Origin of the sequence: Streptomyces sp. NPDC006655 (assembly GCF_040703965.1) — a bacterium.
Lineage (GTDB): Bacteria > Actinomycetota > Actinomycetes > Streptomycetales > Streptomycetaceae > Streptomyces.
Genome location: NZ_JBEYJU010000003.1, coordinates 23,496 through 39,579, shown reverse-complemented (window position 1 = coordinate 39,579; position 16,084 = coordinate 23,496). Strand labels below are relative to the sequence as shown.

12 protein-coding genes, 1 tRNA gene and 1 pseudogene are annotated in these 16,084 nt (G+C 70.5%); 6 read left to right on the top strand and 8 right to left on the bottom strand.

Features of this window, described 5'->3' with window-relative positions:
- Positions 1-10: 10 nt before the first annotated feature.
- A complete protein-coding gene (locus AB0958_RS02290; protein ID WP_366888389.1) occupies positions 11-361 on the top strand; it encodes a chorismate mutase in 351 nt (116 codons plus the stop codon).
- A gap of 174 nt (positions 362-535) precedes the next feature.
- The gene (gene pepN / locus AB0958_RS02285; protein ID WP_366888388.1) at positions 536-3,019 is read left to right on the top strand and encodes an aminopeptidase N; all 2,484 of its coding nucleotides are present in this window, start codon (positions 536-538) and stop codon (positions 3,017-3,019) included.
- Positions 3,020-3,445: 426 nt separating this feature from the next.
- On the opposite strand, the gene AB0958_RS02280 is transcribed toward pepN, so the two are convergent.
- Entirely contained in the window at positions 3,446-3,994 is a 549-nt protein-coding gene (locus AB0958_RS02280; RefSeq protein ID WP_366888387.1) for a GNAT family N-acetyltransferase, read from the bottom strand.
- A gap of 228 nt (positions 3,995-4,222) precedes the next feature.
- Here AB0958_RS02280 and AB0958_RS02275 point away from each other — a divergent pair, with 228 nt between their 5' ends.
- The 3 genes from AB0958_RS02275 to pyk all read left to right on the top strand — a co-directional run bounded on the left by AB0958_RS02275 (position 4,223) and on the right by pyk (position 8,638).
- Positions 4,223-5,581, top strand: coding sequence for an aminotransferase class V-fold PLP-dependent enzyme (locus tag AB0958_RS02275; protein ID WP_366888386.1), 1,359 nt, complete (start codon positions 4,223-4,225; stop codon positions 5,579-5,581).
- Positions 5,578-6,984, top strand: a complete 1,407-nt coding sequence (locus AB0958_RS02270; RefSeq protein WP_366888385.1) for a SidA/IucD/PvdA family monooxygenase — start codon at positions 5,578-5,580, stop codon at positions 6,982-6,984. The genes AB0958_RS02275 and AB0958_RS02270 overlap by 4 nt, the downstream gene beginning before the upstream one ends.
- A gap of 217 nt (positions 6,985-7,201) precedes the next feature.
- Positions 7,202-8,638, top strand: coding sequence for a pyruvate kinase (pyk, locus tag AB0958_RS02265; protein WP_366888384.1), 1,437 nt, complete (start codon positions 7,202-7,204; stop codon positions 8,636-8,638).
- Between the two features lie 33 nt (positions 8,639-8,671).
- Here the strand turns inward: pyk and AB0958_RS02260 are convergent.
- Positions 8,672-9,318: pseudogene (locus AB0958_RS02260) on the bottom strand (transcriptional regulator).
- A 103-nt stretch (positions 9,319-9,421) separates the two neighbouring features.
- Positions 9,422-9,494 (bottom strand) — tRNA-Leu (locus AB0958_RS02255).
- A gap of 102 nt (positions 9,495-9,596) precedes the next feature.
- Between AB0958_RS02255 and AB0958_RS02250 the strand changes: the two genes are divergently transcribed.
- Positions 9,597-10,253: a response regulator gene (locus tag AB0958_RS02250; protein ID WP_366888383.1), complete on the top strand. Its 657-nt coding sequence runs from the start codon at positions 9,597-9,599 to the stop codon at positions 10,251-10,253.
- A gap of 114 nt (positions 10,254-10,367) precedes the next feature.
- Here the strand turns inward: AB0958_RS02250 and AB0958_RS02245 are convergent, their stop codons facing one another.
- From AB0958_RS02245 to AB0958_RS02225, 5 genes are all read right to left on the bottom strand, one after another.
- Complete coding sequence (locus AB0958_RS02245) at positions 10,368-11,084, bottom strand: ABC transporter ATP-binding protein (RefSeq protein ID WP_366888382.1); 717 nt, start codon at positions 11,082-11,084, stop codon at positions 10,368-10,370.
- On the bottom strand, positions 11,081-12,013 hold the full coding sequence (locus AB0958_RS02240; protein WP_366888381.1) for an ABC transporter ATP-binding protein: 933 nt from the start codon (positions 12,011-12,013) through the stop codon (positions 11,081-11,083). Before AB0958_RS02240 ends, AB0958_RS02245 begins: the two co-directional genes overlap by 4 nt.
- Before the next feature lie 6 nt (positions 12,014-12,019).
- Positions 12,020-13,798 carry a branched-chain amino acid ABC transporter permease gene (locus AB0958_RS02235; protein WP_366888542.1) on the bottom strand — a complete coding sequence of 593 codons (1,779 nt, stop codon included), beginning with the start codon at positions 13,796-13,798 and terminating at the stop codon, positions 12,020-12,022.
- A 5-nt stretch (positions 13,799-13,803) separates the two neighbouring features.
- Entirely contained in the window at positions 13,804-14,742 is a 939-nt protein-coding gene (locus AB0958_RS02230; RefSeq protein WP_366888380.1) for a branched-chain amino acid ABC transporter permease, read from the bottom strand.
- A gap of 109 nt (positions 14,743-14,851) precedes the next feature.
- Positions 14,852-16,060 carry a branched-chain amino acid ABC transporter substrate-binding protein gene (locus tag AB0958_RS02225; RefSeq protein WP_366888541.1) on the bottom strand — a complete coding sequence of 403 codons (1,209 nt, stop codon included), beginning with the start codon at positions 16,058-16,060 and terminating at the stop codon, positions 14,852-14,854.
- Positions 16,061-16,084 lie beyond the last annotated feature (24 nt).

Below are 16,084 nucleotides of genomic sequence, written 5' to 3'. Positions count from 1 at the left end.
GTTGACGTCCATGACCACCAGCAACACCGGTACCGGTGACGTCGACCCCGCCGTCCACGCGGAGCTCGGCCGGCTGCGCGACAGCATCGACAACATCGACGCGGCCGTCGTCCACATGCTCGCCGAGCGTTTCAAGGCCACCCAGCAGGTCGGGCGCCTGAAGGCGGTCCACCGGCTGCCCCCGGCCGACCCGGCCCGCGAGGCCCGGCAGATCGCCCGGCTGCGCGCCCTCGCCGAGAACGCGAAACTCGACCCGGCCTTCGCGGAGAAGTTCCTCAACTTCATCATCGCCGAAGTCATCAGACACCACGAGTCCATCGCCGAGGACACCGTCAACAGCCGGGCGGGCGACACACCCTGACCACGGGACGCGGGGGGTGTGCCCGAGGACCGCACGGCCCGTCCACACCCCCGCCTCCCCCCGCACACCGCCCACCAGCGCCGTCGTACGGCACCACCGGCCTCGGAGCGGACATAAGCCGCGTACCGCTCCCGCCCCTGTGCGTCGCCGGTGTCATCGGGCAGCATGGCCCGCATGTCCGTACTGACTCGCGACGAAGCGCAGAGCCGCGCCGAGCTCCTCGACGTCCACCGCTACACGATCGACCTCGACCTGACCACCGGGGACGAGACCTTCGACTCCCGTACCGTGATCCGGTTCACGGCCCGATCCGACGGCGACACCTTCGTCGAGATGAAGCCCGCCGAACTGCGCGCCGTCACCCTCGACGGACAGTCCCTCGACCCCGGCACGCTGGACCAGGACCGGCTGCCGCTGAGGAACCTCACCGCGGGCGAGCACGAGCTGCGCGTCGAGGCCACCATGCGCTACTCGCGCACCGGCGAGGGCATGCACCGCTTCACCGACCCCGCGGACGACCTGACGTACGTCTACACGCAGGTGTTCATGGACGACGTGCAGCGGGTCTTCGCCGCCTTCGACCAGCCCGACCTGAAGGCCGTCTTCGAGCTGTCCGTGACCGCGCCCGAAGGCTGGACCGTCCTCGCCAACGGGGTCACCGAGGACCTCGGCGAGGGCCGCTGGCGGGCCGCCGCCACCCCGCTGATCTCCACCTACCTGGTCGCCGTCGCCGCCGGCCCCTGGCACTCGGTGCGCACCGAGCACCGCGGACTGCCCTTCGGCATCCACTGCCGCCGCTCCCTCGCACCGCACCTCGACGCCGACGCCGAGGAGATCCTCGACATCACGCGCGCGTGCTACGACCGCTACCACGAGAAGTTCGAGGAGCCGTACCCCTTCGACTCCTACGACCAGGCGTTCGTCCCCGAGTTCAACGCCGGCGCCATGGAGAACCCCGGACTGGTCACCTTCCGCGACGAGTTCGTCTACCGCTCCGCCGTCACCGACACCGAACGGCAGACCCGCGCGATGGTCGTCGCCCACGAGATGGCCCACATGTGGTTCGGCGACCTCGTCACCCTCAGGTGGTGGGACGACATCTGGCTGAACGAGTCCTTCGCCGAGTACATGGGCTACCAGACCCTCACCGAGGCCACCCGCTTCACCGACACCTGGGTCGACTTCGGCGTCGCCCGCAAGGCCTGGGGCTACGACGCCGACCAGCGCCCCTCCACCCACCCCGTCGCCCCCGAGGCCGTCGACGACACCGCCGCCGCGCTGCTCAACTTCGACGGCATCTCCTACGCCAAGGGCGCCTCCGCACTGCGCCAGCTGGTCGCCTGGATGGGCGAGAAGGACTTCCTCGCCGGCATCAACATCCACTTCCGGCGGCACCGGTTCGGCAACGCCACCCTCGCCGACTTCATCGACTCCCTGGCCGCCGCCACCGACCGCGACGTGCACGCCTGGGCCGACGCCTGGCTGCGCACCACCGGCGTCGACACCCTCACCCCGGTCCTCGCCACCGCCGCCGACGGCACCCGCACCCTCACCGTCGAGCGCACCGGCAGCCGCCCGCACCGCGTCTGCGTCGGCGTCTACGACCAGGACCTCGCCGACGACGGCCGGCTCACCCTGCGCGAGCGCATCGACCTCGACATCCCGGGGAGCGCGCCGCAGCCCCTCGGCAAGCGCCCCGCGCTGCTCCTGCTCAACGACGGCGACCTTACCTACGCCAAGGTCCGCTTCGACGCCGAGTCCGCCGCCACGATCCGCGCCCACCTGTCGGGCCTGCCCGACCCGCTCACCCGCGCGGTGGTGTGGAACGCCCTGCGGGACGCGGTCCGCGACGGCGAACTGGCGCCCGCCGCCTACCTGGAGACCGCCCGCGCGCACCTCCCGCACGAGACCGACCTCGCCCTCGTCCAGGGCGTGCTGGCCTTCGCCGCCGTCCACGTCGTCGACCGTTACCTCGCGCCCGAGGAACGCCCGGCCGCGCTCGCGACCCTGTCCGCCCTGTGCCGGGACTTCATCCGGCGCACCGAGGACGGCGACAACCCCGGTCTGCGCCTGATCGCCGTACGGCACTTCATCCGCGCCGCCGCCCAGCCCGACACCATCGCCGCCTGGCTCGCCGAGGGCACCGTGCCCGGCGGCCCCGAACTCGACCCCGAGCTGCGCTGGCGCATCATGGGGCGGCTCGCCGTCCTCGGCGCCGTCGACGAGGCCCGGATCGCCGCCGAGCTGGCCCGCGACCCCAGCGCCAGCGGCCAGGAGGGCGCCGCCCGCTGCCGGGCCGCGCTGCCCGACCCCGAGGCCAAGCGCGCCGCCTGGGAGGCCATGTTCAGCGGCGACGACCTGTCCAACTACCTGTTCGCGGCCACCGCCCAGGGCTTCTGGCACCCCGAACAGGCCGACCTGGTGGAGGAGTACGTGCCGCGCTACTACCAGGACGCGGTCGCCGTCGCCGCCCGGCGCGGGCCCGCCATCGCCGGCGTCGTCGGCCGCGAGGCCTTCCCCGCGCACGCCGTCGACGCCGGGAACCTCGCCCTCGGCCAGGAGTGCCTGCGCGACGCCGACCCGGTCACCGCCCTGCGCCGCCGCCTGACCGACGAACTGGACGACCTGCACAGGGCACTGCGGATCCGCGGCGCGTAGGGCACCGGGCACCGGGGCGACCGGTGCGGAGCCCCGGCCGCGCGGTTCCCCGGCGCGTAGGGCACCGGCCCCGTGACGCGGTGGCCACGGCCGGGCTCACACCGCGGCCGGGCCGCAGCCGCCCCGCCGGGACTCGGCCTGTGGCTCGCGGTGTGCCGCGGTTGTCCCGGCGGGGGCTGGCTTGTGGCTGGTGGTGTGCCGCGGTTGTCCGGGCGGGGGTTGGCTTGTGGCTGGTGGTGTGCCGCGGTTGTCCGGGCGGGGGTTGGCTTGTGGCTGGTGGTGTGCCGCGGTTGTCCGGGCGGGGGTTGGCTTGCGGCTCGCGGTGTGCCGCGGTTGTCCCGGCGGGGGTCGGGCTGCGGCCGGTGGTGTGCCGCTGTCGTCGTGGCGGGGGGTGGCGGCCCGTGGCGTGCGTTCCGCCATGGCCCGTCAGGCCCCGGCCGGCCGTAGCTCCGCCCGGCGTACGCCGCCCTCGCGAGGGCCCGCGCGGCGGTTGCCCACCTCGGCCGTGCCGGGCGTCTCGGCGCCCAGCGTGAAGCCGAGGCGCTCCAGGAACCGCTCCCCGGCGCGCCACCCCGGCGGCACCGTCGCCGTCACCAGGGCCACCCCCTCGGCATGGGCGAGCAACGACTCGGCCAGCGCCCGCCCGAGACCCCGGCCCCGCGCCCACGGCGCCAGCAGGAACAGGCCCACCGCCACCGCGCCGGGCGCCGGATGGTTCCGCACCGCGTCCACCAGGCCCGAGACGACCCCGTCCCGCTCCAGCACCAGCAGCACCTTGTCGTCGGGGTCGGCCCCGTCCGGCAGCCCGTAGAACAGGCTCTGCACGTCACCGGGCCCCGACGGCAGCCCCGTCGCCGCCACGAACCAGTCCTCGCAGGCCTCGAAGAGGTCCAGCAGCGGCGCCTCGTCCGAGGGCAGCGGCTCCCGCACCACCACCCGCTCACCGGGCACGTCGATCATCCACGCGTCAACCATCCGACCGACGTTAACCCCGGTCAGCCCTCGTCTCAACGCCCCGGCCCCGCTCGGTCCGACGCCCCGGCACAGCACCCCGGCCGACCGCCCCGACAGGTTTTCCCCGCACGGCAGTACCCACTTTCGGGTTCCGATCGTTGAGCTTTATGGGCGCGCAGACCCAATCCCGTACAAGCTGGAACTCCCCCCGCGGACCACCCCCTTCGGCCAGCGACCCGAGGAGAGCCCATGGGCATGCCGCCCCTCGCATCAGGACCGCACGACCCCGACGCGTTGCGGCCCCTGCTGGACACCGTGCTCGGCGCCCTGCGCGAGGGCGGCCGGGCACGTGGCGGCCCGCTGCCCGCGGGCGGTCCCGAAGCGGTCGCCGAGCGCGTCGCGGACGCCGTGGGGGACGTCCTCCCCGACGACGGTGATCCCGACGCCCTGCGCACCCTGGTGACCGCCCTCGCGGAAGGCGCCGCCGACCCCGCCGACCCGCTGTGCGCGGCACACCTGCACTGCCCGCCGCTCGCCGTCGCCACCGCCGCCGACCTCGCCGTCAGCGCCCTCAACCCCTCCCTCGACTCCTGGGACCAGGCCCCGGCGGCCGCCGCCCTGGAGGCCATGGTCACGCGCACCCTCGCCCACACCATCGGCCTCGCCGACGCCGTGGTCACCAGCGGGGGCACCGAGTCCAACCAGCTCGCCCTCCTGCTCGCCCGCGAGGCCCTCGGCGGCGGTGTCCAGCTGGTCCTCGGAGCCAACGCCCACCACTCGCTGCCCCGCGCCGCCTGGCTGCTCGGCCTGCCCGACCCCGTCGTGATCCCCACCCCGAACGGCACCGTCGACCCCGCCGCCCTCCACGACGCCCTCACCCACCTGCCCCGGCCCTGCCTCGTCGCCGCCACCGCCGGCACCACCGACGCCGGGCTCATCGACCCGCTCCCCGAGATCGCCGGCCTCTGCGCCGCCTACGGGGCCCGGCTCCACATCGACGCGGCCTACGGCGGCGGCCTCGTCTTCAGCGACCGGCACCGGGACAAGCTGGCCGGCCTGGAGCGGGCCCACACCGTCACCCTCGACCTGCACAAACTCGGCTGGCAGCCGGTCGCCGCCGGCCTCCTCGCCGTCGCCCGCCCGACCGAGTTCGGCGTCCTGCACCACCGCGCCGACTACCTCAACGCCGACGACGACACCGAAGCCGGCTACCCGGACCTGCTCGGCCGGTCGCTGCGCACCACCCGCCGCCCCGACGTCCTCAAGATCGCGGTCACCCTCAGGACCCTGGGCCGCTCCGGACTCGGCGCCCTCGTCGACCAGGTGTGCGCACGCGCCCGGGAGTTCGCGTCCCTGGTCCGCGAACACCCCGGATTCGAGCTCTACGACCGGCCGGACATCAGCACCGTGCTGTTCCGCCCCACCGAAGCCACCGACGAGGCCGTCGCCGGCATACGGCGCAGCCTGCTGCACGACGGCCGGGCCGTCCTCGGCCGGGCCCGGCTCGACGGCCGGCTCTGGCTCAAGGCCACCCTCCTCAACCCCCACACCCGGCCGGACGAACTGGCCCTCCTCCTGAAACTCGTGGAAGGAACGACCCCCCGATGACCCACCCCCCACACCACGAGCCCGAAGCACCCCGCGACCTGGTCGGCATCGGCATCGGACCGTTCAACCTCTCCCTCGCCGCACTCGCCCACCCGCTCGCCGAACTCGACACCGTCTTCTACGAACAGCGCCCCGGCTTCGACTGGCACCCCGGACTGCTGATCGACGGCGCCACCATCCAGGTGCCCTTCCTCGCCGACCTCGTGACCCTCGCCGACCCCGCCAGCCCCTGGTCGTTCCTCAACTACCTCAAGGCCCGCGAGCGGCTCTTCCCGTTCTACTTCGCCGAACGCTTCCACATCCGGCGCGCAGAGTACGACGCCTACTGCCGCTGGGTCGCCGAGAGCCTGCCCGGACTGCGTTTCTCCCACCAGGTGGACGCCGTCCGCTGGAACTCCGAACGCGACCTGTTCGAGGTCGACTACACCCAGCTCGACGCCGACGGGGAGGCCGAGGCCCTCGGCCGTACCTACACGAAGAACGTCGTGCTCGGCGTCGGCACCGTGCCCCACGTGCCCGACCCACTCAGGCCGCTGGTGGAGTCACCGGGCGTACCCGTCGTCCACGCGGCCGACTACCTCGACCACCGCGAGGCCTTCCTCGCGGCCGAGCACGTCACCGTCGTCGGCTCCGGTCAGTCCGGCGCCGAGGTCTTCCTCGACCTGCTGCGGAACCGGCCGGCCGGCCGGGAGAAGCTGCACTGGATCGGCCGCAGCGAGGCGTTCGCGCCCATGGAGTACTCCAAGCTCGGCCTGGAGCACTTCACCCCCGACTACACCCGCTACTTCCACGCCCTCGGCGAACCCGTCCGGGACCGGCTCGTGGCCTCCCAGTGGCAGCTCCACAAGGGCATCGACGCCGACACCATGGCCGCCATCCACGACGAGCTCTACCGCCGCACCCTGCACGGCGGCTGGCCCGACGCCGTTCTCACCCCCGGAGTCCAGGTCCGTACGGCCGGACGCATCGCCACCACCAAGGTCGAACTCCACCTCGAACACGTCCAGCAGGGCGGCCGCTCCCGGCTCACCACCGACGCCGTGGTCCTCGCCACCGGCTACCGCGAGCGCCCCCTGGGCCGTCTGCTCGCCGGACTCGACCCCTATCTGCGCCGCGACAGCAGCGAACGCCCGCGCGTGGACGAGCGGTTCCGGCTGGTTCTCGACCCCGCCGTGACCGGAGCGGCGTACGTCCAGAACGCCGGACTGCACACCCACGGCGTCGGCGCCCCCGACCTGGGCCTCGCCGCCTGGCGCAGTGCCACCATCCTCAACTCCCTGACCGGCAAGGACCCCTACCCGCTGCCCGCGCGCACGGCCTTCACCAGCTTCGGCCTGGAGGGGCCGGAGGACAGGGTCCCGGCCCAGCAGCAGCCCAGGCAGCTCACCCCCCTGGTCGACTGAGACCGGGCACACGGCGCCGGCCCGCACCGGCCGGCGCCACCCACGCCCCAGGACACCGGCGTGCCGTCTGCGATGCCGACGCGTTCAACATCTGCGAGATGCTCATAGGAGCGGACTCCCGCACATTCAACACTTGTCAACGGGCCTTCATCCAAAGGTTGTTGGGTCGCCATGCAGGGCCGATTCTCTACCCGCCGGTAAGGCCTAGGCTCGAACCATGCGCCGAGCAAAGATCGTTTGTACTCTGGGGCCCGCCACCGACTCGTACGACCAGATCAAGGCCCTGGTCGAGGTCGGCATGGACGTCGCCCGATTCAACCTCAGCCACGGCGACCACGCCGAGCACGAGGAGCGCTACCGGCGGGTGCGCAAGGCCTCCGACGAGAGCGGTCGCAGCGTCGGGCTCCTCGCCGACCTTCAAGGCCCGAAGATCCGGCTCGGCACCTTTACCGAAGGCCCGGTACTCCTCGAACGCGGTGACACCTTCACCCTCACGGTCGAGGAAGGCGCCGAGGGCGACCGCCGGCAGTGCGGGACGACGTACGCGGGCCTCGCGGGCGACGTCACCCCCGGCGAACGCATCCTCGTCGACGACGGCAAGGTCTGCCTGGAGGTCACCCATGTCGACGGGCCCCGGGTGCACACCAGGGTCGTCGAGGGCGGGATGGTCTCCGACCACAAGGGCCTCAACCTGCCCGGGGTCGCCGTCTCCGTCCCGGCCCTCTCCGACAAGGACGAGGCCGACCTGCGCTGGGCGCTGCGCACCGGCTTCGACGTGATCGCGCTGTCCTTCGTGCGCAGCGGCGAGGACATCCGCGACGTCCACCGCATCATGGACGAGGAGGGCCGCCGCCTCCCCGTGATCGCCAAGGTCGAGAAGCCGCAGGCCGTCGAGAACATCGACTCCATCGTGGCCGCCTTCGACGGCATCATGGTGGCCCGCGGCGACCTCGGCGTGGAGATGCCGCTGGAGCAGGTGCCGATCGTCCAGAAGCGCGCCGTGACACTGGCCAGGCGCAACGCCAAGCCGGTCATCGTCGCCACCCAGATGCTCGACTCGATGATCGACAACTCCCGGCCCACCCGTGCCGAGGCCTCCGACGTCGCCAACGCGGTCATCGACGGCACGGACGCGGTGATGCTCTCCGGCGAGACCAGCGTCGGCAAGTACCCGATCGAGACCGTGCGCACCATGGCGAAGATCGTCGAGGCGGCCGAGGAGGACATCCTCGCCAAGGGGCTGTCGCCGCTGACCGAGAGCAACAAGCCCCGCACCCAGGGCGGCGCGGTCGCCCGGGCCGCCGCCGAGATGGGCGACTTCCTGGGCGCGAAGTTCCTGGTCGCGTTCACCCAGTCCGGGGACACCGTCCGCCGGCTGTCGCGCTACCGCTCGCCGATCCCGCTGCTGGCCTTCACCCCGGAACCGGCCACCCGCTCTCAGCTCAGCCTCACCTGGGGCGTCGAGACCTTCCTCGGCCCGCACGTCGACTCGACGGACAAGATGGTCGACCAGGTCGACGAACTCCTGCTGAAGTACGGGCGCTGCCAGAAGGGTGACGTCGTGGTCATCACGGCGGGCTCCCCGCCCGGCGTCTCCGGCTCCACCAACATGGTCCGCGTCCACCACATCGGCGAGGACGACAGCCCCAGGTGACGACTGAGGGCCCCTCTTCGAGGAGGGGCTTCTTCAGCTTCCGTTGGGCAGGCAGTAGGTCCACTGGACGCCCAGCTTGTCGCAGGTGTCGGTGAAGAGTCGCCGGATGTCGTCGGAGACGTTGGTGAAAAAGTAGCGGGGGTGTTCGTAGCGCTTGCGCTCTCCGGCGACGATGCGGGTGGTCCAGTTGGTGATCCGGCAGCCGTCGGAGTGGATGAGGCCTCGGGTGAACTGCCAGGGATGAGCGTCGACGATCGCTTGCTGCCAGGGTTCGAGGGCGATTCGACGTTCGTGTTTCTTGCCCGGGCCGTGCACGTAGCCGTGGGCCTGTACGCGGTAGGCATGGCCCGAGTGGTTGATCGAGCGCATGGCGGCCTCGCAGGCGTCGATCAGCCCAGGCCACGAGCTCGCGCAGGCGATACGCAGACAGTGACCCTTCCCGCGAGGGTGAGGACTGATGCAGCCGTCTCCGAGGTAGAGGCCTAGCAGATAGGCGTAGGCGGCTTCGTTCTCCGGCGGTCCCGGTGGCGGCGGAACCGTCATGCGGGGGAGGGGTTCCAGCCGCACTTTCCAGGAGCGGATTGCGGCTCGCGAGACACCGGTCTCCTGGCTTACGGATTCAGGCTGCGTCCCTGCGCGACCAGGGCGAGTGCTCGCCTGCGTGTGTCAATGTCGTACATGTGGCCACTGCCGAAGAGGGGCCGGGGCGACACGCAGCAAAAAGCGGATGTTCACGCGAACGGGAACATCCGCCTCCGTTGTGACCTTGGAAACCAAGGAAAGTGCCCCGAGTCGGATTCGAACCGACGCTGTATGGGTTTTGAATCCATGGCCTCTACCGCTGGGCTACCGGGGCCCCTTCAATGTGAAGGTCAGCGGTCACCCGCTGTGCCCCTACCTTATCGCAGCTAGGTACGCTCTTGTCAGCAGTACCCCTGCCCTGAACGAGGAGCCCCCCGTGACCGCCGCCGAGTCGCCCCAGCCAGTCGACGCACCCGACGACGACAAGTCGCACGTGCCTCCGCTGACGACCCGTGTCGTCATCGCCGAGGACGAGGCCCTGATCCGGCTCGACCTCAAAGAGATGCTGGAGGAGGAGGGGTACACGGTCGTCGGCGAGGCGGGTGACGGCGAGCAGGCCGTCGAGCTGGCCCGCGAGCACCGCCCCGACCTGGTCATCCTCGACGTCAAGATGCCCAAGCTGGACGGCATCTCGGCCGCCGAGAAGATCGCCGCGGAGTCCATCGCCCCGGTCCTGATGCTCACCGCGTTCTCCCAGCGCGACCTGGTCGAGCGGGCCCGGGACGCCGGTGCCATGGCGTACCTGGTCAAGCCGTTCAGCAAGAGCGACGTCGTCCCGGCGATCGAGATGGCCGTCTCCCGCTTCACCGAGCTGAAGCAGCTGGAGCAGGAGGTCGCGGACCTCAGCCAGCGCCTGGAGACCCGCAAGCTGGTCGACCGCGCGAAGTCCGTCCTCCAGACCGAGTACGGCCTGACCGAACCGGCCGCGTTCCGCTGGATCCAGAAGACGTCCATGGACCGCCGCATGTCGATGCAGCAGGTCGCGGAGGCGGTCATCGCGGACAGCGAGGAGAAGAAGGCCGGCAAGGGCTGACGCGATCCGTACGTACGCAGGCCCGCGCCCCGGAGAAACGGGCGCGGGCCTACGTTTGTCGGGGCGCGGGGAACTGCGCGACCAGCCCCCACGCACCCGCAGCCGACCGATTGCCTAGTCCTCGCCCAGGTAGGCCTTGCGGACCGACTCGTCGTGCAGCAGGTCCTGTCCGCTGCCCGACAGGACGATGTTGCCGACCTCCATGACATGCCCCTGGTCGGCCAGCGAGAGCGCCGCCTGGGCGTTCTGCTCGACGAGCAGGATCGTGGTGCCCTGCGACTTCAGCTCGGCGATCGTCGCCATGATCTTCTGCATCATGATCGGCGAAAGCCCCATCGACGGCTCGTCCAGCATCAGCAGCTTCGGCTGGGACATCAGCGCCCGCCCCATCGCCAGCATCTGCTGCTCACCGCCCGAGAGGGTGCCCGCGGCCTGCTTGCGCCGCTCGCCCAGGATGGGGAAGAGGTCGTAGGCCCGCTGGATGTCCTTCTCGATGCCGGGCTTGTCCTTCCGGAGGAACGCACCGAGCTGGAGGTTCTCCGCGATGGTCAGGCGGGGGAAGATGTGTCGGCCCTCGGGGGAGTGGGCGAGCCCGAGCGCGACGATCTTGTGCGCCGGGACCCCGCCGAGCGGCTTGCCGTCGAAGACCACCTTCCCCGAGGAGGGCTTGAGCAGCCCCGACAGGGTACGCAGGGTCGTCGTCTTGCCGGCGCCGTTGGTGCCGATGAGGGTGACGACCTGACCGGCCTCGACGCTGAACGAGATGCCCTTGACGGCCTCGATCTTGCCGTAGGCGACCCTGAGGTCCTCGACCTCGAGCAGTGCGGTCACTGGGCCTCTCCCTTGGTGGTGCTGTCCGCCTCTGTGCTCTGCGCGCCGGTGTCCTCCGCGTCGGCGTCCTGCGCGTCCGCGGCCGGGGCCGGCTCGGCGGTCCGGTCCTCGGCGGCGGCCTCCGCGGCCTCGAGGACGGCCACCTCCGCCGCCCCCGGGTCGCCCTCGAAGGGCTCGCCCAGATAGGCGGCGACGACCCGGTCGTCCGCCTGTACGACCTCGGACGTGCCCTCCACGAGCTTCTCGCCCTGGACGAGGACGGCGACCCGGTCGCACAGGTTGAAGATGAAGCGCATGTCGTGCTCGATGACGAGGACGGCGATGCCCTTGTCCCGGATCGCGAAGACCAGTTCTTCGGTGGCCCGGGTCTCCTGCGGGTTCATGCCGGCCGTCGGCTCGTCGAGCAGCAGCAGGCCCGGCTCGCTGGCCAGCGCACGGGCGATCTCCAGCTTGCGCTGCTCGCCGTAGGGCAGGTTGCGCGCGAGGTGGTCGCGCTTGGCGGCGAGGCCGATGAACTCCAGGAGCTCCATGGCCTTCGCCTCGGACTCCTTCTCGGCCTTGCGGAAGCCGGGGCCGCGCAGCAGCGCGGACCACAGGCCCTCCTTGGTCCGCGTGTGGCGGCCGACGAGGACGTTCTCCAGGACGGTCATGTTGGCAAAAAGCCGGATGTTCTGGAACGTCCGGGCGATGCCCGCCTGTGTCACCAGGTGCGGCTTGGGCGGCAGCACCTTGCCCTGGTAAGAGACCGTGCCCTCGGTGGGCACGTACAGGCCGGTGAGGCAGTTGAAGAAGGTGGTCTTGCCAGCGCCGTTCGGGCCGATCAGGCCGACGATCTCGCCGCTGTTGACCGTGAAGTCCACGGACCGGACAGCGGTCAGACCACCGAAGCGCATCGTGACGTCACGGGCTTCGAGTACAGGTGTCGTCATGGTTCCTCACGCCCCTGCCTTGGTGACGGCCGGATCGTCGCTCAGCGTCGCCTGTGCCGGTACGTCGAGCTGGCCGGTCTCGTGGAACTCCAGCTGGCGGCGGCGGTTGGCGATGATGCCCTCCGGCCGGAACCGCATCAGCAAGATCAGCGCGACGCCGAAGGCGAACAGCTCGTAGTTCTGCAGGAACTGGAGCTTCTCCGGGACCAGGTAGAGCACGCTCGCGCCGAGCAGCGGGCCGCTGACCGTTCCCATGCCGCCGAGGACGACGGCGGCCAGCAGGAAGGCCGAGTTGGGCGGGGCGGCGCCGGCGAACTGGTACGGCTGCGGGTTCACGCTGTAGTTGACGTGCGCCATCACGGTGCCGGCGAGGCCCGCGAGGGAGGCGCCGAGGGCGAAGGCGATCAGCTTGACGCGGAAGCCGTTGATGCCCATGGCGGTGGCCGCGGTCTCGTCCTCGCGGATGGCGATCCAGGAGCGGCCGATACGGGAGTCGGCGGCTCGGGTGAAGACGAGCACGACGATCGCCGTGACGATGAGCATGAGGAACAGGTAGTTGGCGAACCGGCCCAGGGTGAACCCGCCGACGTCGTGCGCCTCGCCCAGGTTGAACCCGAAGATGTTCAGGTCCGGGATCTGGGTGATGCCGTTCGGGCCGCGGGTGATGTTCGGTCCGGAGTCGCCGTCCAGGTTGTTGACGGTGATCCGGAAGATCTCACCGAAGCCGAGTGTCACGATCGCCAGGTAGTCGCCGCGCAGCCGCAGGGTCGGCGCGCCGATCAGCACACCGAAGACCAGCGAGGCGGCCATGCCGGTGAGGGCCGCGGCCCAGAACGGGAAGTGCACACCGGAGAACCGGGAGTACTCCGAGCCGGAGACCAGGGCGGCCGCGTATGCGCCGACACCGAGGAACGCGACGTAACCGAGATCGAGCAGACCGGTGAGGCCGACGACGATGTTCAGGCCGAGGGCGACGGTGGCGAAGATCAGGATGTTCACGCCGACGTTGGCGTTGTGGTCGTCGCTCTGGGTGAACGGGAAGATCACTGCCGCGACGAAGGCGAGCGCCGAGGCGAACCCCTTGTGGTGTGCGGCGGTGGTGGCGAAACGGTCGACGAGGCCGGTGTGCATGAGGCCCCAGGCGGCGAAGACGAGCAGCAGCAGGTAGCCGATGAACGTCTCGCTCGCGTCGTTGTCGATGCCGATGCCGTAGGTGAAGGCCACGAGGGCGAGCGCGACGCCGACCGTGATGACGATCCGCTCGGTGAGCGGTGACGTCTTGCCGGGAACTGGCAACTGAGGCTTGGTCAGGTAGCCACGGAATCCGGTGCCCGGCGCCGGGTGGGGCAGGGCGAGGGCGCCGACGACAGGCAGCGCTGAGGCCGCCATCGCCACGTAGGCGCCGGGGTCGAGGTTGACCAGGCCGCCGAGGTCGACGGCGATGGCGATGCCGGTGAACCAGCAGACGGCGAACGCCGACAGGGCTGTCAGGAAGATCGGGGAGGTGGCGCTCGCCGGGTTCAGCCAGCGCAGTCCCGTGACGTCCCACAGGGTCAGCCCGAACAGCAGCGTGAGGGCGCCGCCGACGAGGGCCAGGATCTGCAGGCCGGCCGGGTAGCCGTAGACCGTCAGGTCGCCGGGGAAGTCGGACGTCCAGGTCCAGCTCATGAAGGTGCTGGCGATGGTGCCCACGGCACCGACGGCGATGAGCAGCCGGGCGACGGACAGCGGCAGCGGGACGGGCCCGCGATCGGCCGCGGCCGGGGAGTTGGTGATGTCGGTCATGCTGCTCACGCCCTGTCCGCGACGCGTTCGCCGAGCAGACCCTGCGGTCTGAAGAGGAGTACGAGGATCAGCAGGACGAAGGCCCACACGGAGGCCCAGCCGCCACCGCCGAGCTGCTGCATCCCGGGGATGTTGGCGATGTACGCGGTGGCCATGGCCTCGGCGATGCCGAGGACGAGGCCGCCGAGCATGGCGCCGTAGATGTTGCCGATGCCGCCGAGGACGGCCGCGGTGAACGCCTTCAGACCGGCGATGAAGCCCATGTCGTAGGAGACGGAACCGTACTTGAGCCCGTACGAGACACCGGCGACGGCCGCGAAGAAGCCGCCGATCGCGAAGGCGATGACGATGATGCGGTTGGTGTCGATGCCCATCAGCTGGGCGGTGTCCGGGTCCTGGGCGGTGGCCTGCATGGCGCGGCCGGTGCGGGAGAGCCGGACGAACAGGGCGAGGATCGCCATGCACAGCGGGGCGGCGATGATCAGGAAGATGTCACCGCTCTGCACGGTCACGGAGCCGATGTGCAGCGGTCCGAACGGCAGCTGCGGGAAGACCCGGGCGGACTTGGCGTCGCCGCCGACGTGGTACCAGTTGAAGACCGCCTGCTGAAGGGCGAGCGACAGGCCGATCGCGGTGATCAGCGGGGCGAGGCGTGGTGCGCCGCGCAGCGGTCGGTAGGCGAAGCGTTCGGCGCCGACGGCGATGAGGACGGAGGCCAGGGCGCCGCCGATGAGCATCGCCGGCAGGGCTACCCACATGGATATGCCGTCCGGCAGGAGAAGGTAGACCGTGAGGGCGCCGAAGCCTCCGGTCATGAAGATCTCGCCGTGGGCGAAGTTGATGAGCTGGACGATGCCGTACACCATCGTGTAGCCGATGGCGATCAGACCGTACATCGAGCCGAGGAACAGCCCGTTGGCCAGCTGCTGCGGCAGGGTGTTCACCGCATGGCCTCCATGTGGTGGGGAGAGTCAGGGGGGCGGTAGAGGGCGGGCCGCGCGGTGACGGTGGTCTGCGCCGCGCGGCCCTGGTGGTGCGATGTGCTGTGGCCGGTTACTTCGGGGTTGCCACGCCGCTCTTGACGGACTTCCACGCTCCGCCGACGACCTGGTAGACGGTCAGCTGCTTGTTCGTGGTGTCGCCGTACTGGTCGAACGAGATCTTGCCGGAGATGCCGTCGAAGGAGGTGTTCTGGACGGCGCTGACGATCTGGGAGCGGGCGTCGGTGGGGATCTTGCCGTCCTTCACGACGGTGCCGACGGCCTTGATGATCGCGGTGGTGGCGTCGTAGGAGTACGAGCCGTAGGTGCCGTAGTCACCGGGGTACTTCTTGGCCTTGTAGGTGGCCACGAAGTCCTTGGCGGCGGGCAGGGTGTCGACCGGGACGCCGATCGAGGTCACCAGGTCGCCCTCGGCGGCCTTGCCGGCCGTCTTGATGTAGGTCGGGGTGAACATGCCGTCGCCGCCGAACAGCGGGATGTTGGCGCCCGCGTCCTTGAGCTGCTTGGTGAGTACCTGAGACTCGTCGTACTGGCCGCCGTAGTAGAGGATGTCGGCGCCCGAGTTCTTGATCTTCGTGACCAGGGTGGAGAAGTCACGGTCGCCGGTGTTGACGTGGTCGGTGCCGATGACCTTGCCGCCCTGCTTGGCGAACTGCTCCCTGAAGATCTTGGAGAGGCCCGCCCCGTAGGCCTGCTTGTCGTCGACGACGAACGCCTTCTTCTTGTGGATGCCGTTGTAGGCGTAGTCCGCCGCGTAGGCACCCTGCAGGGCGTCGGTGGTCGCGGTGCGGAAGTACGTCTTGAACGGGCGGACCTTCTTGGTCTGCCAGTCCTTGCCCTGGGTCAGATCGACGCCGGTGTTGGACGGGGAGATCTCCACCAGGTTGGCGGTGGCGAAGACCTGCTGCATCTGGGCCGCCACACCGGAGTTGAGCGGACCGACGACGCCGAGCACGCTTTTGTCGGAGACGAGCTGGGTGGCGTTCTGCTGCCCGATGGGGGGAGTCGCCTTGTCGTCCAGCGCCTTGATCTTGAAGGTGACGCCCGGGACGGTCTTGTTCTTGTTGGCGTCGTCGACGGCGATCTGGGCGCCGTACTGGATGCCGAGACCCGTGGCGGAGTTCTGGCCGGTCAGCGGGGCGTCGACGCCGATCGTGACCGTCACGTTGCCGCTGTCGCCGCTCTTGCTGTTGCTGTCGCGAGAACCGCAGGCGGTGAGGGTCAGGGCTCCGGTGGTCAGGACGGAGGTAAGAATCACCAGAGAACGCTGTCGCACAATCGATCC